Source organism: Pseudomonas chlororaphis subsp. chlororaphis, from assembly GCF_003945765.1.
Taxonomy (GTDB): domain Bacteria; phylum Pseudomonadota; class Gammaproteobacteria; order Pseudomonadales; family Pseudomonadaceae; genus Aquipseudomonas; species Aquipseudomonas chlororaphis.
The window spans coordinates 494,156-514,851 of the sequence record NZ_CP027712.1 but is presented as its reverse complement, the minus strand read 5'-3'; the positions used below and the strand labels follow the sequence as shown (position 1 = coordinate 514,851).

At 62.9% G+C, this 20,696-nt stretch carries 14 protein-coding genes; 2 read left to right on the top strand and 12 right to left on the bottom strand.

Annotation, left to right across the window (positions count from 1 at the left end):
* Positions 1-7 precede the first annotated feature (7 nt).
* From gltB to C4K27_RS02230, 9 genes are all read right to left on the bottom strand, one after another.
* Positions 8-4,453 (bottom strand): glutamate synthase large subunit, encoded by a 4,446-nt coding sequence (gene gltB / locus C4K27_RS02275; protein ID WP_053259363.1) that lies wholly within the window; start codon positions 4,451-4,453, stop codon positions 8-10.
* Between the two features lie 350 nt (positions 4,454-4,803).
* Complete coding sequence (locus C4K27_RS02265) at positions 4,804-6,390, bottom strand: SPOR domain-containing protein (protein ID WP_053259362.1); 1,587 nt, start codon at positions 6,388-6,390, stop codon at positions 4,804-4,806.
* Positions 6,391-6,400: 10 nt separating this feature from the next.
* Positions 6,401-7,501, bottom strand: coding sequence for a 3-dehydroquinate synthase (aroB, locus tag C4K27_RS02260; protein ID WP_053259361.1), 1,101 nt, complete (start codon positions 7,499-7,501; stop codon positions 6,401-6,403).
* Positions 7,502-7,649: 148 nt separating this feature from the next.
* Positions 7,650-8,168 carry a shikimate kinase AroK gene (aroK, locus tag C4K27_RS02255; protein WP_009041824.1) on the bottom strand — a complete coding sequence of 173 codons (519 nt, stop codon included), beginning with the start codon at positions 8,166-8,168 and terminating at the stop codon, positions 7,650-7,652.
* Positions 8,169-8,172: 4 nt separating this feature from the next.
* The gene (pilQ, locus tag C4K27_RS02250; RefSeq protein ID WP_053259360.1) at positions 8,173-10,245 is read right to left on the bottom strand and encodes a type IV pilus secretin PilQ; all 2,073 of its coding nucleotides are present in this window, start codon (positions 10,243-10,245) and stop codon (positions 8,173-8,175) included.
* 13 nt (positions 10,246-10,258) lie between these two features.
* Positions 10,259-10,786, bottom strand: a complete 528-nt coding sequence (locus tag C4K27_RS02245; protein ID WP_053259359.1) for a pilus assembly protein PilP — start codon at positions 10,784-10,786, stop codon at positions 10,259-10,261.
* Positions 10,783-11,400, bottom strand: coding sequence for a type IV pilus inner membrane component PilO (locus C4K27_RS02240; protein WP_053259358.1), 618 nt, complete (start codon positions 11,398-11,400; stop codon positions 10,783-10,785). Before C4K27_RS02240 ends, C4K27_RS02245 begins: the two co-directional genes overlap by 4 nt.
* On the bottom strand, positions 11,397-11,963 hold the full coding sequence (locus C4K27_RS02235; RefSeq protein ID WP_053259357.1) for a PilN domain-containing protein: 567 nt from the start codon (positions 11,961-11,963) through the stop codon (positions 11,397-11,399). The genes C4K27_RS02240 and C4K27_RS02235 overlap by 4 nt, the downstream gene beginning before the upstream one ends.
* Entirely contained in the window at positions 11,963-13,015 is a 1,053-nt protein-coding gene (locus tag C4K27_RS02230; RefSeq protein ID WP_053259356.1) for a pilus assembly protein PilM, read from the bottom strand. The genes C4K27_RS02235 and C4K27_RS02230 overlap by 1 nt, the downstream gene beginning before the upstream one ends.
* 216 nt (positions 13,016-13,231) lie before the next feature.
* Here C4K27_RS02230 and C4K27_RS02225 point away from each other — a divergent pair, with 216 nt between their 5' ends.
* Positions 13,232-15,667 carry a penicillin-binding protein 1A gene (locus C4K27_RS02225; RefSeq protein WP_164523775.1) on the top strand — a complete coding sequence of 812 codons (2,436 nt, stop codon included), beginning with the start codon at positions 13,232-13,234 and terminating at the stop codon, positions 15,665-15,667.
* Between the two features lie 127 nt (positions 15,668-15,794).
* Here C4K27_RS02225 and C4K27_RS02220 read toward each other — a convergent pair whose 3' ends face one another.
* From C4K27_RS02220 to rpmE, 3 genes are all read right to left on the bottom strand, one after another.
* On the bottom strand, positions 15,795-17,063 hold the full coding sequence (locus C4K27_RS02220; RefSeq protein WP_007925851.1) for a malic enzyme-like NAD(P)-binding protein: 1,269 nt from the start codon (positions 17,061-17,063) through the stop codon (positions 15,795-15,797).
* 184 nt (positions 17,064-17,247) lie between these two features.
* On the bottom strand, positions 17,248-18,030 hold the full coding sequence (locus C4K27_RS02215) for a thermonuclease family protein (protein WP_053259354.1): 783 nt from the start codon (positions 18,028-18,030) through the stop codon (positions 17,248-17,250).
* Between the two features lie 41 nt (positions 18,031-18,071).
* Positions 18,072-18,290 (bottom strand): 50S ribosomal protein L31, encoded by a 219-nt coding sequence (rpmE, locus tag C4K27_RS02210; RefSeq protein WP_007925855.1) that lies wholly within the window; start codon positions 18,288-18,290, stop codon positions 18,072-18,074.
* Positions 18,291-18,459: 169 nt separating this feature from the next.
* Between rpmE and C4K27_RS02205 the strand changes: the two genes are divergently transcribed.
* Complete coding sequence (locus C4K27_RS02205) at positions 18,460-20,679, top strand: primosomal protein N' (protein ID WP_053259353.1); 2,220 nt, start codon at positions 18,460-18,462, stop codon at positions 20,677-20,679.
* Positions 20,680-20,696: the final 17 nt, after the last annotated feature.

Sequence of the window (20,696 nt, the reverse complement as noted above, 5' to 3'; positions counted from 1 at the left end):
GCGCATATCACTGCGGGTTGGCACGGGTGCTGGAAAGCAACGATTTCAAGCTGGCAGCCTTCGGCTTGACCAACCAGAAGCGACGCAGGTAGTCATCGAGGTTCTCGGCCAGGTTACGGCCCCACTCGCTACCGGTTTCCTCGACGTATTCGTCCAGCACGCGCTGCAGGTGGCTGCGATAGGCTTCCATCGCTTCGCCGCTGATCCGCTGGATTTCCACCAGCTCGTGGTTGACCCGGTCAACGAAGGTGTTGTCCTGGTCGAGCACGTAGGCGAAACCGCCGGTCATGCCTGAGCCGAAGTTGTAACCGGTCTTGCCCAGCACGCAGACAAAACCACCGGTCATGTATTCGCAGCAGTGATCGCCAGTGCCTTCCACCACGGTGTGGGCACCGGAGTTGCGCACGGCGAAACGCTCGCCCGCGGTGCCGGCGGCGAACAGCTTGCCGCCGGTAGCGCCGTACAGGCAGGTGTTGCCGATAATCGCGCTGTCCTGAGTCTTGTAGGCGCTGCCTTTGGGCGGAACGATCACCAGCTTGCCGCCGGTCATGCCCTTGCCGACATAGTCGTTGGCGTCGCCTTCGAGGTAGAGGTTCAAGCCGCCGGCGTTCCACACGCCGAAGCTCTGACCGGCAGTGCCCTTGAAGCGGAAGGTGATCGGCGCCTTGGCCATGCCCTGGTTGCCGTGGACCTTGGCGATTTCACCGGAAATCCGCGCACCGATGGAACGGTCGCAGTTGCAGATGTCGAGCGCGAACTCGGCACCGCTGAGATCGGCGATCGCAGGCTTGGCCATGGCGACCATTTTTTCGGCCAGCAGGCCCTGGTCGAACGGCGGGTTGCGATCGACCTGGCAGAACTGCGGCTTGTCCGCCGGGATATGGTCACTGCCCAGCAGCGGGGTCAGGTCCAGGTGATGCTGCTTGGCGGTCTGGCCTTCGAGGATTTCCAGCAGATCGGTGCGACCGATCAGCTCTTCCAACGAACGCACGCCCAGCTTGGCCAGCCACTCACGGGTTTCCTCGGCGACGTAGGTGAAGAAGTTCACCACCATCTCCACGGTACCGATGTAGTGGTCCTTGCGCAGCTTCTCATTCTGAGTCGCCACGCCGGTGGCGCAGTTGTTCAGGTGGCAGATACGCAGGTACTTGCAACCCAGGGCGATCATCGGCGCGGTGCCGAAGCCGAAGCTTTCGGCGCCGAGGATCGCCGCCTTGATCACGTCGAGGCCGGTTTTCAGGCCACCGTCGGTTTGCACCCGGACCTTGCCGCGCAGGTCGTTGCCGCGCAGGGTCTGGTGGGTTTCCGCCAGGCCCAGTTCCCACGGCGCACCGGCGTACTTGATCGAGGTCAGCGGCGAGGCGCCGGTGCCACCGTCGTAGCCGGAGATGGTGATCAGGTCGGCGTAGGCCTTGGCCACGCCAGCGGCGATGGTGCCGACGCCGGCTTCCGCCACCAGCTTCACCGAGACCAGCGCCTGCGGGTTGACCTGCTTCAAGTCGAAGATCAACTGCGACAAGTCTTCGATGGAATAGATGTCGTGGTGCGGCGGTGGCGAAATCAGGGTCACGCCCGGTACCGCGTAACGCAGCTTGGCGATCAGGCCGTTGACCTTGCCGCCCGGCAGCTGGCCGCCTTCGCCGGGCTTGGCGCCCTGGGCCACCTTGATCTGCAGCACTTCGGCGTTGACCAGGTATTCCGGGGTCACGCCGAAACGGCCGGTGGCCACCTGCTTGATCTTCGAGCTCTTGATGGTGCCGTAGCGCGCCGGGTCTTCGCCGCCTTCACCGGAGTTGGAACGCGCACCCAGGCGGTTCATGGCTTCGGCCAGGGCTTCGTGGGCCTCCGGCGACAGCGCGCCCAGGGAGATGCCGGCGGAGTCGAAACGCTTGAGGATCGATTCCAGCGGCTCGACTTCGCTGATGTCCATCGGCGTGTCCAGGGTCTTCACCTTGAACAGGTCGCGGATCATCGACACCGGGCGGTTGTCCACCAGCGCGGTGTATTCCTTGAACTTGGCGTAATCGCCCTGCTGCACGGCGGCTTGCAGGGTGTTGACCACGTCCGGGTTGTAGGCGTGGTATTCGCCACCATGGACGAACTTCAGCAGGCCGCCTTGCTGGATCGGCTTGCGCGGGCTCCAGGCTTCGGCAGCCAGGGCTTTCTGCTCGGCTTCGATGTCGACGAAACGCGCGCCCTTGATGCGGCTCGGCACGCCACGGAAGCTCAGCTCGCAGACTTCCTCGGACAGGCCGATGGCCTCGAACAACTGCGCACCGCGGTAGGACGCGATGGTCGAGATACCCATCTTCGACAGGATCTTCAGCAGGCCCTTGGTGATGCCCTTGCGGTAGTTCTTGAACACCTCGTAGAGGTCGCCCAGCACTTCACCGGTACGGATCAGGTCGCCCAGCACTTCATAGGCCAGGAACGGATAGACCGCCGAGGCACCGAAACCGATCAGCACCGCGAAATGGTGCGGATCGCGCGCGGTGGCGGTTTCCACCAGGATGTTGGAGTCGCAGCGCAGGCCCTTCTCGGTCAGGCGGTGGTGCACCGCGCCGGTGGCCAGGGACGCGTGGATCGGCAACTTGCCCGGAGCGATATGGCGGTCGCTGAGGACGATCTGGGTACGACCGGCGCGCACGGCTTCTTCGGCCTGGTCGGCGACGTTGCGGATCGCCGCTTCCAGGCCGAGGCTTTCCTCGTAGTTCAGGTCGATGACCTGACGCTCGAAGCCCGGACGGTCGAGGTTCATCAGCGAGCGCCACTTGGCGGGCGAGATCACCGGCGAGCTGAGAATCACGCGGGAAGCGTGCTCAGGCGATTCCTGGAAGATGTTGCGCTCGGCACCGAGGCAGATCTCCAGGGACATGACGATGGCTTCGCGCAGCGGGTCGATCGGCGGGTTGGTGACCTGGGCGAACTGCTGGCGGAAGTAGTCGTACGGCGTGCGCACACGCTGGGACAGCACGGCCATCGGCGTGTCGTCGCCCATGGAGCCGACCGCCTCGTAGCCTTGCTCGCCCAAGGGACGCAGCACCTGATCACGCTCCTCGAAGGTGACCTGGTACATCTTCATGTACTGCTTGAGCTGGTCGACATCGTAGAACGCCGAACCGTGGTCGTTGTCTTCCATGGTCGCCTGGATACGCAGGGCGTTCTTGCGCAGCCATTGCTTGTACGGATGACGGGACTTCAGGCGGTTGTCGATGGCGTCGGTGTCGAGGATCTGCCCGGTTTCGGTGTCCACGGCGAAGATCTGGCCCGGGCCGACACGGCCCTTGGCGATCACGTCTTCGGGCTGGTAGTTCCAGACGCCGATTTCCGATGCCAGGGTGATGAAACCGTTCTTGGTGGTGACCCAGCGCGCCGGGCGCAGGCCGTTACGGTCGAGCAGGCAGACGGCGTAGCGGCCGTCGGTCATGACCACGCCCGCGGGGCCGTCCCACGGTTCCATGTGCATGGAGTTGTATTCGTAGAACGCACGCAGGTCGGCGTCCATGGTCTCGACGTTCTGCCACGCTGGCGGAATGATCATTCGCACGCCACGGAACAGGTCGATGCCGCCGGTGACCATCAGCTCCAGCATGTTGTCCATGCTCGAGGAGTCGGAACCCACGCGGTTGACCAGCGGGCCGAGTTCTTCCAGATCCATCAGGTCGTTGGTGAACTTGGTGCGCCGGGCCTGGGCCCAGTTGCGGTTGCCGGTGATGGTGTTGATCTCGCCGTTGTGGGCGAGGAAGCGGAACGGCTGCGCCAGCGGCCATTTCGGCAGGGTGTTGGTGGAGAAGCGCTGGTGGAACACGCAGATCGCGGTTTGCAGGCGCGGGTCACCCAGGTCCGGATAGAAGGCGGCGAGGTCCGCCGGCATCATCAGGCCTTTATAGATGATGGTCTTGTGGGAAAAGCTGCAGATGTAGTGGTCGGTATCGGCGGCGTTGGCTACCGACGAACGACGACGGGCGCTGAACAGCTTGACTGCCATGTCCTGGTCGCTCAGGCCTTCGCCGCCGATGTAGACCTGTTCGATCTGCGGCAGGCGCTCCAGGGCCAGGCGGCCGAGAACGCTGGTATCGATCGGCACTTTGCGCCAGCCGATCAGTTGCAGGCCTTCGGCCAGGATCTCGCGGTTCATGTTCTCGCGAGCGGCTTCGGCCTTGGCCGGATCCTGGTTGAAGAAGACCATGCCCACGGCATATTGCTTGGGCAATTGGACACTGAAGGTTTCCTGGGCAATGGCTCGCAGGAACGCGTCAGGCTTCTGAATCAGCAGACCGCAACCGTCGCCGGTCTTGCCGTCCGCGTTGATCCCACCGCGGTGGGTCATGCAGGTCAGGGCCTCGATGGCCGTTTGCAAAAGGGTATGACTGGGTTCGCCCTGCATATGGGCTATCAGACCGAAACCGCAGTTATCCTTGAATTCATCTGGTTGGTACAGACCTGCTTTCATAGACACTTTCTCACCAGGCTGCCTCTTGTCGAGACAAATTTCTTTTCAATTCAACCAGTTACCATCCACGCCGAACGTACGCCGGCTTTGCGGGGGCAAAAGGGAGGTCATTGTACACACCGACACAGACGCTCACAAATTTGGCGACGAAATGTCGCAAATCTATGTCGCATTTATGAAAGGTTTAAAGCGATACGCCGTGCTAGTCAAAACTTTTTTAGTTCGGACCGCGACGACTCAAAAGCTACTGTGACGCAGACACCACAAGGCACGCGGCCTTGAAGGCAGCATGCGCATGCGGATTTTTTTGAGGTGCTGGGAGAGGCGGCCTGGGTAAGGCCGCCGAATCTTCAGCGAGTTGCTGCCAGTTCCTGTTGGACGCTGGCGACAGTGCGAGGCCAAGGTTTACCAGCCTGAACCTTCGCTGGCAAGGCCTTGATAGCGGTAACGGCTGCATCACGGCTGCTGAAGCTGCCGTAAGTGATCACATACAGCGGTTTGCCGTTGAGGACTTTCTTGAAATAACGGTACTGAGCGCCCTGCTCCTTGACGAAGCTCTGCGCCGCGGCTTCGGAACTGGTGCCCAGGATCTGCACGACGTAGTTGCCTGGCGCCTGACCGGCGTACCAGCTACCGCCGGTGGCGGCCTTGGCTACGGTGACAGGTTTCTCGGCTGGCTTGGCGGCCGGTGCAGCCGGCTTGCTGACCGGAGCAGGCGCAGGCTTGACCACTGGAGCCGGCTTGGCGGCAGCGACCTGGGTCGGTGCCGGGGTCGGACGGGCTTCAGGCGTCGGCGCCGGACCGGCCGGCACGCCGGCTGGCGGTGCAATGGTGGTCACGGTCGGCGGCGTGGCGCTGGAGCCTTCCACCGGCACGCCATCGTCCCCCTCGGTGATCCCGCCGGCGGCTTCGGCCAGAGGGCCGCGCATCACCGGTTGCGACTGGCCGACCAATGGCAGCGGCATTGGCTGGGAAGAACCGGCGAACTCGACAGCCGGGCTGCCATTGCTGTTCGGTTGCGGTGTCTGGCCCAGCGGCAGCTGCGCCTGTTCGTTGGCTGGCGCACCGGTACTTGGTGCCTTGCTGCGACCTGGCATCAGCCAGGCAGCGGCAACGGCCACCACTACGACTGCGGATATCGCCAATACGTGTTTCTTCGGCATGTTGAACCCCATACTTGGACGCTTGACCGCTGAGCGGCTGGCAATCATGGCTTCGATCATTGCATCCCGGGCGACCTGGTTGATGTTGCCAGGCCAGCCATCGGAGCCTTCGTGAATATCACTGATCTGATCCGCGGAGAAAAGTTCGATACCCCGCCCTGCGCCTTCGAGACGCTGCGCCAGGTATTCGCGGGTTTCTTCTTCGGTATAAGGCTGCAGTTCGATGACATGGAAGCGCTCTTCTTCCGCGCTCAGTTGCTCCAGGCCGGCAATCAGCGACGACTCGCCGAACAGGAACACATGCGGGCGACCTTCCGGAGCACCGGCGGCAAGCGCCAGCAGCGCCTCGAGCGCCGACTCGTCGAGCTGCTCGGCGTCATCCACCAGTAGATAGACTTCCTGGCCGGTCAGGGCCAGTTGCACCACCTGCGCCAGGATCGGGCCGATTTCGGCCTGCTCGACATTCAGCGCCTGGGCCACCTGCCGCAGCACGCCCGCCGCGTCGCCGGCACCGCGGGCGGAAACCACCACGCTCTGTACCGACTGCTTGTTGGTGCTGGCTACCAGCGCCTGACGCAGCAGCGTCTTGCCGCTGCCCTGCGGGCCGGTCACGACCAGCAGCAGCTGGCTGTAGCGCGCCAGGTGATGCAGTTGCCCCAGCACCGGCTTGCGCTGGGCGGGGAAAAACTTGAAGCCAGGCACCCGTGGAGCGAAAGGGTCATGGCTCAATTGATAGTGGCCGAGGAAAGCCTCGTCGGCATGCAAACTAGTCATGGGGATCTTATTAACCTTTAAGCTGAGCCAGGGCGCGGTAATCCGCTCCCAGCGTGGCCTGTAAAACCTCTTTCGGATAATCGTCGGTCACTACGGCTTCGCCCATGCGGCGCAACAGCACCAGACGCAAACGACCATCGATCACTTTCTTGTCAATTGCCATGTGTTCGAGAAAATCCGCCTCGGTCATTTCCTCGGGCGGAATGACCGGCAAGCCTGCGCGCTGGAACAGGCGAATGCCGCGGTCACGCTCCTCGGCGGCGATCCAGCCAAGGCGTGCGGACATCTCCAGTGCCATTACGGTGCCAGCGGCGACCGCTTCACCATGCAGCCAGACACCATAGCCCATGTGGGTTTCGATGGCGTGGCCAAAGGTATGCCCCAGGTTCAGCGTGGCGCGCACACCGGACTCACGCTCGTCGGCGCCCACCACGGCCGCCTTGGCCGCGCAGGAGCGTTCGATGGCATAGGTCAGCGCCTGCTGGTCCAGGGCTCGCAAGCGGTCGACGTTGTCTTCGAGCCAGGTAAGGAACGGCTCGTCGCAGATCAGACCGTATTTGATGACTTCCGCCAGGCCGGCCGATAACTCCCGAGGCGGCAGGGTATTGAGCGAGGCAGTGTCGATCAGCACCACGTTCGGCTGATAGAAGGCGCCGACCATGTTCTTGCCCAGCGGATGGTTGATACCGGTCTTGCCCCCCACCGACGAGTCGACCTGGGACAGCAAGGTGGTAGGAATCTGGATGAAATCGACGCCACGCTGGTAGCAGGCGGCGGCAAAGCCGGCCATGTCGCCGATCACCCCGCCGCCGAGGGCGATGATCGTGGTGCGGCGATCGTGGCGTGCGGTCAGCAGGCCATCGAAAATCAGTTGCAGGGTTTCCCAGTTCTTGAACGCTTCGCCGTCGGGAAGAACCACCGAGATCACCGAGAACTGGGCGAGGCTGCGTTTCAGACGCTCAAGGTACAGCGGCGCTACGGTTTCATTGGAAACGATCGCCACTTGTCGCCCGGCGATGTGCGGAGCCAGCAACTCGGGCCGGTCCAACAAACCTTCGCCAATATGAATCGGGTAGCTGCGCTCGCCTAGATCGACCTTAAGTGTCTGCATGTGTCCCCACAGTGAAGATGGAAGCTGGTGTCCTGCCTTGCATTAACGACTGGCATCGCCTGGCTTTCTGACGCCGCGCAATAGCCATGCGCCACAACCGCGAGCGATCATGGCAAGGCGCCGAGGATAGCGCATTTCACGCTGCGCATTAACGGGGAGGCAGTTGCTGCAGGCGGTCCAGTATGTCCAGCACTACCATGCGCGGTGGCCGTTCATCGGTTTCAACCACCAGGTCGGCGATTTCCCGATAAAGCGGATCGCGAATCGCCAACAGATCCCGCAGGGTCTTCGCCGGATCGGCCGTACGCAGCAGCGGTCGATTGCGATCCCGTGCGGTGCGACCGACCTGCTGCTCCACCGAAGCATGCAGATAGACCACACGCCCCCCGGCATGCAGCGCCAGACGGTTGGCTTCGCGCATCACCGCGCCGCCGCCGGTCGCCAGGACCACGCCATCGGCGGAGCACAGCTCGGCGATCATGGCCTGTTCCCGATCACGAAAGCCCGGCTCACCTTCTTTATCGAAGATCCACGGGATATTGGCACCCGTGCGCAACTCAATTTCCTTATCGGAATCTTTGAATGGCAGGCGCAGCTCTTTGGCCAGCAAGCGACCAATGGTGCTTTTTCCAGCCCCCATTGGCCCAACAAGAATCAAATTTCGCACAGAATCAACGACTCACAGCAATCGCCTGGTTGTTCATGATACGCGGAGTGAGAAATACCAGCAGCTCGGATTTTTTCTCCGACACCACGTCACGCCGGAAAAGGCGGCCAAGATACGGCACATCACCGAGAAATGGCACTTTATCTACAACCTTGCTTTGCGTATTGGAGAAAACTCCACCGATGACGATGGTCTCTCCATCGTTGATCAGGACCTTGGCGTTGACCTCGTTCTTCTTGATCGGCGGCACGTCCTGGACTTTGTTCAGGTAGTCCGGCTCGTCCTTGGTGACCTTGACCTCCATGATGATGCGGTTATCCGGGGTGATCTGTGGCGTCACCTCCAGGGACAGCGAGGCCTCCTTGAACGACACCGAGGTCGCCCCGCTGGAGGCGGCTTCCTGATAGGGGATTTCCGTGCCCTTGAGGATCTTCGCCGTCTCCTTGTCGGACGTGACGACCTTGGGCTGGGAGACGATTTCCCCGTTACCGGTCTTTTCCATGGCTGTCAGCTCAAGGTCCAGCAACACATTGTCGGTGATGAAGGCGATACCCAGGCCGGAGGTATTGGCGGTAGTGCCCAGGTCGACGAACGGTGAGTTGCTGCTGGTGCTGCCCGGCGTGCCTATGGTGGAGGAACCGTTGGTGCCGTTGCTGACCCCCGAGGCATTCCAGTTGCCCTGGTTCTGGATCGAGCCGCCCCAGCGCACGCCCAGGCTTTTGTCGTAGTCGACGTTGGCCTCGACGATCCGCGCTTCGATCATCACCTGGCGCACCGGGATATCCAGTTGGCTGACGATCCGCCGCAGCTCGTCCAGGCGCTCCCGGGTCTGGTAGGCGATGATGTTGTTGGTCCGCTCATCGACAGTGATCGACCCGCGTTCGTCGGACTTGTCCTCGGCGCGGGTGACCGACTGGAACAGCTTGGCGATCTCCGCGGCCTTGGCGTAGTTGACCTGCAGCAGTTCGCGCCGCAATGGTTCCAGGTCGGCGATCTGCTTCTGCGACTCCAGTTCCTGGCGTTCGCGGGCAGCGATTTCATCGGCCGGCGCCACCAGCAACACGTTGCCCACCTTGCGCTTGTCCAGCCCCTTGGTCTTGAGCACCAGATCGAGGGCCTGGTCCCACGGCACATTCTGCAGGCGCAAGGTAATGCCGCCCTGCACCGTATCGCTGGCCACCAGGTTGAGGTTGGTGAAATCGGCGATCAATTGCAGCACCGAGCGGACCTCGATGTCCTGGAAGTTCAGCGAGAGTTTTTCGCCGTTGTAGGCCGAGCGCTCGGCGTTGCGTTTCTGCAGGTCGCCCGAGGTCATCGGCCTGACGCTCACCGTGAGTTTGTTGTCCGTCTGGTAGGTCGAGTAATCGAAAGTGCCGCCGGGCTCGATGGTGACGATGGCCTTGCCGGACTCCGCCCGGGCGCTGACGAACTGCACGGGGGTGGCGAAATCCTTGACGTCCAGCCTGACCCGCAGGGGCTCGGGCAGGCGGGCTTTGGCGAAGGTGAGGACGAGCTTGCCGCCGCGCTCCTGTATATCCGGGCTCATTCCCGAGTCGGAGAGATCGATCAGCACATTACCTTCGCCTTGCTCGCCGCGCTGGAAATCCACGCTGCGAATCGACCGCCCCACGGAAGCCACGGCCTTGGCCCGCCCGGACGCGACAACCGGCTGCCCTGGCGCACTCAGCGCCGCCGTCGCCCCCTGGCCGATCACCACAAACAGCTGATTGCCAGCGACCCGAGTGCTGTAGGGCGCCAGCGCGACCAGATTGACGACGACCCGGGTACGCTGCCCCGATTCGACCACCGTCACGCTGCGCGCATTGCCATTGCCCAGGTCACGGCTCTTGTCTGCCAGCTGGCTGACAACACCGGGCAGATCGAGGGCGATCCGCGCCGGCTGGTCGGTGGTATACCCCCGCGGCTCGGGCACCGGCCCATCGAAGGTGAGTTTCAACTCCAGGCGATCCCCCGGCAGTGCCGCGACATCCAGGGCCTTGAGGCTGGCCGCCATGGCCATCGGTGAAAGCAGCGCCATCCATAGCGCAATACCGAAGGCTGAAAAGATCCTGTTCATGATGCGAGTTCCACTATGAGTGTTCTTTTAATGGAATGGTCCGTGGTCGCTCCAGCCACGCTCCCGCTCCATCGGGAACAATCTCGACCACCTCGACCTGTGAATCGCTGATCGCGACAATCCGCCCGTCGTTACGCCCCAGGTAATCGCCGACCTTCAGCCGATGCACGCCACCGGCGCCACGCAACAGCGCAAAGAAGCCGGAAGCATTGGAAAGAGTGCCCACCATCTCGAACTGTTCGATGCTGAAGCCCTCGAGATACTGCTTGCTACGGTTCGGATCCGGCTTGACCGCAGGCGAGCCTGCCCGACGTGCCGCCAGGTCCACCCTGACCGCAGGCTGAAACGGGCTGCGCAAGGGTGCGGCGTTATAGATGAACGTTGGGTAAGACCCGAATGCCGGCATTGGTTCAATCTCGCTGGGCGACTGCAACCGCGCCTCGTTCATGTAGGCATCCAGATCACTGAAGTCGTCATCGTTGCCACAACCAGCCAGCCCGACAAATGCCAGCACCAGCAACAAGCCGTGAGCGCGCTTCATGAGCGTGGCACCTTGTAGCGGTAAGTCCTGGCCAGAATGTTCATGCGCAGGTTCGAACCGACCTGCGGCGTGACCGGTTTGATCTCGAAATCATGCAGGGTGACGATTCGCGGCAAACCGGCCACGCCGCTGACGAAAGTCGCCAGTGCGTGATAGCCGCCGGTAACCCTGATCTGGATTGGCAATTCGACGTAAAACGGCTGGACCACCTCCGGCAACAGCTTGATCTCTTCGAACTCCAGCCCGCTGCCAAGCCCGGTGCGGCTGATATCCTCAAGCAGGCCCGGCACCTCGGTATCGCTGGGCAACTGGCGCAGCATGAGGTCAAAGGCGGTTTCCATGGCCTTCATCTGTTCGGTGTAAGGCCCGAGGTTGGCCACCAGGCGCGCCTTGCTGGCGAACTGCTGTTTCAGCACGGCCTCGTCCGCCCGGCGCTGGTCGAGTTGCAGCAACAGGTCCTTGAGGTACAGGTTGTAGCCGAGGGCCAGTACCAGCAGCATGACCAGCGCCACGACCACGCCTTTGACCAGCGCCGGCCACGCCCCCATGTTGCTCATTTCCAGCTCGCCGAGATCGATCCGGCGCATCTGCGCCCACCCGCCGGACAGGTTCATTGCCCGTCCTCGCCCAGGGCGGGCCGGGTCTGATGGACGGTCAGCTGAAACACATTGACCTGGTCGGCGTTGTCCGCCCCGGCGGCCTTGACCTCTGTCAGGCTCGGCGCGTCGAACCAGTCGGAGGCGTCCAGGTTGCGCATCAGGTCCGAAACACGATGGTTCGATTCGGCCGCCCCGGTGATGGAAAGAGTCTGCCCGCTCATCCTGACATCGGTGAAATACACCCCGTCCGGCAGGGTGCGGGCCAATTGGTCGAACACCCGCGCACTGGTGGAGCGATTGCCTTGCAGGTCCTGGATGATCTTCATCCGTTCCACCAGTTGCTCGCGATGCAGCTTCAGCTCGCCGATCTTGGCGATCCGTTGATCGAGCAAGGTGATTTGAGCGCCTACGTGATTGTTGCGCGCCAGTTGCCTGTCGATCGCCCGGTCGATGATCCTGTCGCCCGCGAGCAACACACCCAGGGCCACCGCCACAGCCGCCGCCAGGGCCAGGAAAAAGTGGCGACGCCGCTGTTCGCGCCGCGCCTCGCGCCAGGGAAGAAGATTGATCCGCGCCATCAGTCGAAACTCCGCAAGGCCAGCCCGCAGGCGATCATCAAGGACGGGGCTTCGCTGGCCAGGGCTGCGGCGTCGACCTTGGCGCCGATGCTCATGTCAGCGAAGGGGTTGGCGATCAGCGCAGGCAAGCCCAGGCGCTGATCGATCAACGGGACAAGCCCCGGAACCGAGGCGCTGCCACCCGCTAACAGGATGGAATCGACCTGGTGTTGCGGGGCGGAGGCCTGGAAAAACTGCAACGAGCGCAAAACCTGTTGCACAACCGCCTCCTGAAAAGGTTGCAGCACCTCACTGGCGTAATCGTCCGGCAGGCCACCCTGCTTTTTCGCCAGGCCGGCCTCTTCTTTCGACAGCCCGTAGCGACGCTGGATGTGTTCGGTCAGTTGGTGCCCGCCGAACAACTGCTCACGGGAATAGACGATCTGCCCTTCATGCACGACGCTCAGGGTGGTCAGGGTGGCGCCGATATCGACCAGCGCCACGGTCCGGGCAGCCGGCGAGCCGGCCGCCAGGGCGAACGACCGCTCCAGCGCGCAGACTTCCAGGTCCACCACTCGGGCCGTCAGCCCGGCGAGCTCGAGCGCCGCCTCGCGAACTTCGATGTGCTCCTTGCGGCAGGCCGCCAACAGCACATCGACGCGTTCGGGATTGCGAGCCGAATAGCCGAGGACGTCGAAATCGATGGCGGCCTCGTCCAGCGGATAGGGAATGTACTGGTCGGCGTCGACCTTGAGCTGGCTTTCCCGATCGTCGTCGGACAGCCCGGCCTCCATCTCGATGACCTTGCTGATCACCGCCGAGCCGGCCATCGCCAGCGCCGCGTGCTTCGCACCCGGCCGGGCCCTGGCCAGCAGGCGAGACAGGGCATGCCCGACCCCTTCAGGCTCGACTATGTTTTTTTCGACCACGGCGTTGGCCGGCAACGGCTCCACGCCATAGGCCTCGACCCGAAAACGGCCACCGACACGGCTCAATTCAAGAAGCTTGACCGAGGTGGAGCTGATATCGATCCCCAGAAGGGAACTCGCCTTTTTACTGAAGAGTCCTAGCACTACCAATTCCCTATGACTATCCGTGACTTACGGACTCTGGAATGTCCATTGCGTTCAATCACCACGTCTTGACAGACGGGCAAATGACGCCCTTGGCGGAAAAATGCTTATAATGCCCAGCGATTTTTCCGCGATTTATCTGCTGCGTGAGCCGATTCCTGACTGTGAATACCTGACGCCCAATTCATTCCTTTCTCTGGAAATCCAAAAGCCTTGATTCGTCTGCTGAAGTTTTTCGGGTGGTCCATCGTCGCTGTGTTCTGCGGGCTGCTCCTCGCTCTCTCCGGCGCGTTTCTCTATCTTAGTCCTGGGTTACCGTCGGTAGAGGCGCTCAGAAGTATCCAGTTGCAGATTCCCCTGCGGGTGTACAGCAGCGACGGCAAGTTGATTGCAGAATTCGGCGAAATGCGCCGCACTCCAATCCGTTTCGCCGACATTCCCCCCAACTTCATTAATGCGTTACTAAGTGCTGAAGACGATAATTTCGCCAACCACTACGGCGTCGATCCCAGCAGCCTGATGCGTGCCGCGACCCAGCTGGTCAAGAGCGGGCACATCCAGTCCGGCGGCAGCACCATCACCATGCAGGTGGCGAAGAACTTCTTCCTGAGCAGCGAACGCAGCTTCTCGCGCAAGACCACCGAGATCCTCCTGGCCCTGCAAATCGAGCGCCAACTGACCAAGGACGAGATCCTCGAGCTGTACGTCAACAAGATCTACCTGGGTAACCGCGCCTATGGCATCGAGGCCGCGGCCCAGGTGTATTACGGCAAGTCGATTCGCGATGTCAGCCTGGCGCAGATGGCGATGATCGCCGGCCTGCCCAAGGCACCGTCGCGCTTCAACCCGCTGGCCAACCCGGCGCGCAGTAAAGAGCGCCGCGACTGGATCCTCGGGCGGATGTACAAGCTCGGCAAGATCAGCGAGGCGGACTACACCGCGGCGATCAACGAGCCGCTGAACGCCAGCTATCACGTGCCGACGCCGGAAGTGAACGCACCGTACATCGCCGAGATGGCCCGCGCCGAGATGGTCGGTCGTTACGGCAGCGACGCCTATACCGAAGGTTTCCGCGTCACCACCACGGTACCGAGCGACCTGCAGGAACTGGCCAACACCGCCGTCCATGAAGGCCTGATCACCTACGACCAGCGCCATGGCTATCGCGGCCCCGAGTCGCGCCTGCCCGGCAAGACCCACGCCGCCTGGGCCCAGGAACTGACCAAGCAACGCAGCATCAGCGGCCTGGAACCGGCGATCGTCACCCAGGTCGACAAGAACGGCCTGCAGGTACTGACCCGCACCGGCGAAGAGCACGTAGGTTGGGACAGCATGAAATGGGCGCGCCCGTTCCTGAACACCAACAGCATGGGCGCCGCTCCCAAGCAGCCGAGCGATGTCGCCCAGGTCGGCGACCTGATTCGCGTGCAGCGCCAGGCAGACAACTCGCTCAAGTTCCGCCAGATCCCGGTCGTTCAGGGCGCACTGGTGTCCCTCGATCCGCAAAACGGCGCCATTCGCTCGCTGGTGGGCGGCTTCGCCTTCGAGCAGAGCAACTACAACCGGGCGCTGCAGGCCAAGCGCCAACCCGGTTCCAGCTTCAAGCCGTTCGTCTATAGCGCCGCGCTGGACAATGGCTACACCGCCGCCAGCCTGGTGAACGATGCGCCGATCGTGTTCGTCGACGAGTACCTGGACAAGGTCTGGCGTCCGAAAAACGACACCAACACCTTCCTCGGCCCGATCCGCATGCGCGAAGCGCTGTACAAGTCGCGCAACCTGGTTTCGATCCGCCTCCTGCAGAGCCTGGGCGTGGACCGCACCATCGACTACATCAGCAAGTTCGGCTTCAACAAACAGGACCTGCCGCGCAACCTGTCGCTGGCCCTGGGCACAGCGACCCTGACCCCGATGGAGATCGCCACCGGCTGGAGCGTGTTCGCCAACGGCGGCTACAAGGTCACGCCGTACATCATCGACAAGATCGAAAGCCGCAACGGCGAAACCCTGTTCACCGCCAACCCGCCGAGCGTACCGGCTGGCGACACGGCCAGCAGCGGGATAGCGGCACCGGCGCAGCAGGGCTTCACGGTGGACAACGTCCCTGGCGAAACCCCGAGCCAGACCCCTGTACAGGCACCCGCGGTGGCCGAACGCATCATCGATGGCCGCACCACCTACATCCTCAACAGCATGCTGGAAGACGTGATCAAGCTCGGCACCGGGCGGCGCGCCCTGGCCCTGGGCCGCACCGACCTGGCCGGCAAGACCGGGACCACCAACGAATCCAAGGATGCCTGGTTCTCCGGCTACAACGCCGACTACGTGACCACGGTCTGGACCGGTTTCGACCAGCCGGAAAGCCTGGGACGCCGCGAGTACGGCGGCACCGTGGCCCTGCCGATCTGGATGAACTACATGGGCGCCGCCCTCAAAGACAAGCCGGCCCATACCCAGGCCGAGCCGGAAGGCATTCTCAGCCTGCGGGTCGACCCGGTCAGCGGCCGCGCCGCGACACCGGGCACACCGAACGCCTACTTCGAACTGTTCAAGAGCGAAGACACGCCGCCTTCGGTCAACGAACTGGGCAATGGCTACGCCCCTGGCAGCCCGCTGCCGGCGGACGAGTCGGCGCCGATCGATCTGTTCTAGAGAGCAGCTGCAAGCTTCAAGCAGCAAGAAAGAGCAGAGCGGCACCGCCTTTCTCTTGCAGCTTGAGGCTTGAAACTTCCCCATAAAAAAACCCGGCTCGAAGGCCGGGTTTTTTTATGGGCTGCTATTAGCCGTTGAACACGTCATCCACGCTTTTGAGCGGGTAGTTCTTCGGATATGGCAGGGTCGCCACGCCAGTCTCGATCGCAGCCTTGGCCACGGCATCGGAGATCACGGTAATCAGACGGGCATCCATAGGCTTCGGAATGATGTACTCACGACCGAATTCCAGCTTGATGCCGCCGTAGGCGTCGCACACTTCCTGAGGCACCGGCAGCTTGGCCAGTTCGCGCAGGGCGTTGGCCGCGGCTACTTTCATTTCTTCGTTGATGCGCTTGGCGCGAACGTCCAGAGCACCACGGAAGATGAACGGGAAGCCCAGCACGTTGTTGACCTGGTTCGGGTAGTCCGAACGGCCGGTGGCCATGATCACGTCGCTACGGGTGGCGTGCGCCAGTTCCGGGGCGATTTCCGGATCAGGGTTCGAGCAGGCGAACACGATCGGGTTGGCAGCCATGGAGCTCAGGCCTTCGGCGCTCAACAGGTTCGGGCCGGACAAGCCAACGAACACGTCGGCACCTTTGAGGGCGTCAGCCAGGGTGCGCTTGTCGGTTGTGTGGGCGAAGACCGCCTTGTACTGGTTCAGGTCGTCGCGCTCGGAGTGGATCACGCCGGTACGGTCGACCATGAAGATGTTTTCGATCTGGGCGCCCATGCTCACCAGCAGCTTCATGCAGGAGATGGCGGCGGCACCAGCGCCCAGGCAGACGATCTTCGCGTCCGACAGGGTTTTGCCAGCGATTTCCAGGGCGTTGATCATGCCGGCCGCGGTCACGATAGCGGTGCCGTGCTGGTCATCGTGGAATACCGGAATGTCGCACTGCTCGATCAGCGCGCGCTCGATCTCGAAGCACTCTGGCGCCTTGATGTCTTCCAGGTTGATGCCACCGAAGGTGATGGAGATGCGCTTGACGGTGTCGATGAAGGCTTGCGGGCTTTCGGAGTCGACTTCAATGTCGAATACGTCGATGCCGGCGAAGCGCTTGAACAGCACGCCCTTGCCTTCCATCACTGGTTTGGAAGCCAGCGGGCCGAGGTTACCCAGGCCGAGAATCGCGGTGCCATCGGAAATGACTGCAACCAGGTTGCCCTTGCCGGTGTATTTGTAGGCCAGTTCAGGGTCGCGGGCGATTTCGCGTACTGGTTCGGCTACGCCGGGGCTGTAGGCCAGCGACAGGTCGCGGGCGGTAGCGGTGGCCTTGGTGAGCTCGACACTCAGTTTCCCTGGACGGGGATTGGCGTGATATTCGAGAGCGGCAGTTTTCAGATCAGACATGTGGGCATTCCGCTTTTTACTGTTGGACAGACGGACCGCCGAGGATACGCGTGTCGCAAAGTCCCTACAAGACTGGTCAGTCACCCCTGTCAAGGCCCGCAGGCTACGACTTTGGGCCAAGAGCCACGGAACACAAGGGATAGACTGTTCACAATCGAAATAAAAAATGTCTACAATTTTTTATTTATTGAACCAGCTGGAACATTCCGGGATGGGTCAACGGCAACATCCAGCGCGCCTGACCCGATTTCAAACCACCCTTGCGTGAACGGTCGAGCACCCAGCCGCGCGCCTCGATCTGCCGCCCCGGCAGGCGGTCCAGCTGCACGCCAGCGAATTGGCCAAGCAGATTGGGTGCAATGCGCAATACAACCGAATCCTGCAATTCGATCCAGACACCGCCCCGATTGCGTTGCACCTTGCTCACCCGACCACTGAGCAGCGCAAATCCGGAGGCCTTTATCTGATCCGCTTTCAGTACAGAGGATTGCCGCCACAGCCCCAGCCGGGACTGCCGGGCGCTACGCTCGGCGGCTTGCTGGCAGCTGAACAAATCGACGTTCGGCGCGACCGCCACCTGGTAGCCCAGGCCTTCGGCAAGCAATTGCGCCTCAAGGTTGGCGCCATCGGCACCATAGACATGGGCCAGGGTCCGCCCATAGTGATCCCTGCTTTCCCGACCGGGAAGCAGGCCGACCCGACCGTTGCTGGCCTTCACCAACGCCTGCAGGCGCTGGCGGGCGGCAACCGCGAAGGGCTCGTCGGTGCGGCCTTTCTTGCCCAATTCCGGCGCATTGAGGCCGATCATGCGCACGCTGCGGCCATCGACGAGACGCAAGGTGTCGCCATCGACCACCCGCTGGACCTGCACAGAGGCCAGCCCGACCGGCGCCGGGCAGAACGCCTGGGCGCTGGAGAGCCAAATCGCGGACACAAAAAAGGCGCCCGCAAGGGACGCCTTTTTCATCAGCGAGGAGAAGCTGAAACAGCTTTCCAGACCGATCAGCCTTAGGCCTTTTTCGCGCCGAAAGCGCCGAAACGGTCGGCGAACTTCTGAACGCGGCCGCCGGTATCCAGAGTCTTCTGCTTACCGGTGTAGAACGGGTGGCATTCGTTGCAAACGTCGATCGCCAGCGGCTTAGCGAAGGTCGAACGAGTTTCGAACTTGTTGCCGCAGCTGCAGGTTACGGCAACTGCTGGGTATTCTGGATGGATATCGGCTTTCATGGTGTCTTCCTCAGGCTAGCGTGCCGCCACCCAACACTATTGTTGAATACCGCACGTAATTAGGCCGCGGATTCTACCAGACCTTTGCGATCACGCAAGCTGTCCCTTGCACCGACCGTCTGCTAGGCTCCGGGCCTTCTTCACCGCCCGTTCAATGAGATTTCCCCGCGTGCCCGACGCCATTTTGCGCCTCGCCCTGCCCTCCCCCCTGCGCCGCCTGTTCGATTACCGGGCCCCTGCCGGCGTACTGCGCACCCAGCTGCATCCGGGCATGCGCCTGCGAGTGCCGTTCGGTCGCCGGGAAATGATCGGCATCCTGGTCGAGGTCACGGACAGCAGCGAAGTCCCGGCCGAGAAACTCAAACCGGCACTGGCCCTGCTGGACGCCACCCCGCCGCTGCCGCCCGCGCTGTTCAAGCTGTGCCTGTGGACCGCGCAGTACTACCAGCACAGCCTCGGCGACACCCTGAGCTGGGCGCTGCCGGTCCTGCTGCGCCAGGGCGAGCCGGCCGAGGCCCGGCAGGAACGCTTCTGGTCGGTCAGCCCCGGCGCCAGTCTCGACGACCCACGCATCGCCCGCGCCCCACGCCAGCGCGAAGCCCTGGCGACCCTGGCCCAGCACCCTCACGGCGTCGCCCACCAGTTACTGAGCAAGCTGATGCTGAGCAAGGACAGCCTGGACCTGTTGCTGGCCAAGGAGCTGGTGCAGGTGGAAGTCCGCCGGCACGCCCCGGGCGAACGCCATGAACATTGGCTGGCCCAGCCGGAACTGCCGTTCAACAGCGAACAGCGCGCCGCCTATGAGGCCATCCGCTCCGGCTTCGACAGCTATCACGCCTTCCTGCTGGCCGGGGTCACCGGCAGCGGCAAGACCGAAGTCTATCTGCAGCTGATCCGCGAAACCCTGGAAGCCGGCAAGCAGGCGCTGGTGCTGATCCCGGAAATCAACCTCGGCCCGCAGACCCTGGCGCGCTTCGAACAACGTTTCAACGCCCGCATCGCCCTGCTGCACTCGGCGGTCAACGACCGCGAGCGCCTGGATGCCTGGCTGGCGGCCCGCGACGGCGAGGCCGACATTATTATCGGCACCCGCTCGGCGCTGTTCACGCCGATGAAGAACCCCGGGCTGATCATCATCGATGAAGAACACGACGGCTCCTATAAACAGCAGGAAGGCCTGCGCTACCACGCCCGCGACCTGGCCCTGGTCCGCGCCCGCCAGGAAAACATCCCCATCGTGCTGGGCTCCGCCACCCCGTCGATGGAAAGCCTGCACAACGCCTACACCGGCCGTTATGGCCTGTTGCGGCTGAACGAGCGAGCCGGCGGCGCCAAGCAGCCGCGCTTCCTGCGCCTGGATGTGAAGAGCCGGCCGCTGGACAGCGGCATTTCCGGCCCCATGCAACAAGCCATCGGCCAGACCCTGGCAGCAGGCCAGCAGGTGCTGGTGTTCCTCAATCGCCGTGGTTTTGCGCCGACCCTGCTGTGCCACGACTGCGGCTGGATGTCCGAGTGCGAACGCTGCGACGCGCGGATGACCGTGCACCAGCGCTACGGCGAACTGCGCTGCCACCACTGCGGTCACTCCGAGCGCGTGCCGCGGCATTGCCCGAAATGCGGCAAGGTCGACCTGCGCCCGGTCGGCGCCGGCACCGAGCGCGCCGAGGAGCGGCTGGCAATCCTGTTCCCGGACTACCCGGTGCTGCGGGTCGATCGCGACAGCACCTCGCGCAAGGACGCGATGAACCAGTTGTTCGCCACCATCCAGAAGGGCCAGCCCTGCATCCTCGTTGGCACCCAGATGCTCGCCAAGGGACACCACTTCCCGCGGGTAACCCTGGTCTCGATCCTCGATGCCGACGGCGGCCTGTTCTCCGGCGACTTCCGCGCCAGTGAACGCATGGCGCAGCTGATCGTCCAGGTCGCCGGGCGGGCCGGACGGGCCGAAGAGCCGGGCAAGGTGATCATCCAGACCCACCTGGCCGACCATCCGCTGCTGGTGCAACTGACCGAGCAGGGTTACTTCGCCTTTGCCGAACAGGCCTTGAGCGAACGTCGCGCCGCCGGCCTGCCGCCGTTCGCCCATCTGGCGCTGCTGCGCGCCGAGGCGCACAAGCCGGGACAGGCCGAAGGCTTCCTCGACGAAGCCTGCGGCGAGGCCGAGCGCTTGCTGGCCGAGATGAACCTGGGCGGTATCGAATTGCTGGGGCCGGTACCGGCGCCCATGGAGCGCCGCGCCGGGCGTTATCGCGCGCAACTGCTGTTACAGGCCAATGCCCGGGCGCCGCTGCACAAGCTGTTGAGTCACTGGCTGCTGGTGCTGGAACAGATGCCCAGCGGGCGCCAGGTACGCTGGTCGCTGGATGTTGACCCTGTGGACCTGTATTGATAGAAAAACCGCCATCT

Bases quoted from the DNA above. Each gene is read 5' to 3' on its own strand.
- gltB (WP_053259363.1), bottom strand. From the start codon at position 4,453: ATGAAAGCAGGTCTGTACCAACCAGATGAATTCAAGGATAACTGCGGT.
- C4K27_RS02265 (WP_053259362.1), bottom strand. From the start codon at position 6,390: ATGACTAGTTTGCATGCCGACGAGGCTTTCCTCGGCCACTATCAATTG.
- aroB (WP_053259361.1), bottom strand. From the start codon at position 7,501: ATGCAGACACTTAAGGTCGATCTAGGCGAGCGCAGCTACCCGATTCAT.
- pilQ (WP_053259360.1), bottom strand. From the start codon at position 10,245: ATGAACAGGATCTTTTCAGCCTTCGGTATTGCGCTATGGATGGCGCTG.
- C4K27_RS02245 (WP_053259359.1), bottom strand. From the start codon at position 10,786: ATGAAGCGCGCTCACGGCTTGTTGCTGGTGCTGGCATTTGTCGGGCTG.
- C4K27_RS02240 (WP_053259358.1), bottom strand. From the start codon at position 11,400: ATGAACCTGTCCGGCGGGTGGGCGCAGATGCGCCGGATCGATCTCGGC.
- C4K27_RS02235 (WP_053259357.1), bottom strand. From the start codon at position 11,963: ATGGCGCGGATCAATCTTCTTCCCTGGCGCGAGGCGCGGCGCGAACAG.
- C4K27_RS02220 (WP_007925851.1), bottom strand. From the start codon at position 17,063: ATGTCTGATCTGAAAACTGCCGCTCTCGAATATCACGCCAATCCCCGT.
- C4K27_RS02215 (WP_053259354.1), bottom strand. From the start codon at position 18,030: ATGAAAAAGGCGTCCCTTGCGGGCGCCTTTTTTGTGTCCGCGATTTGG.
- rpmE (WP_007925855.1), bottom strand. From the start codon at position 18,290: ATGAAAGCCGATATCCATCCAGAATACCCAGCAGTTGCCGTAACCTGC.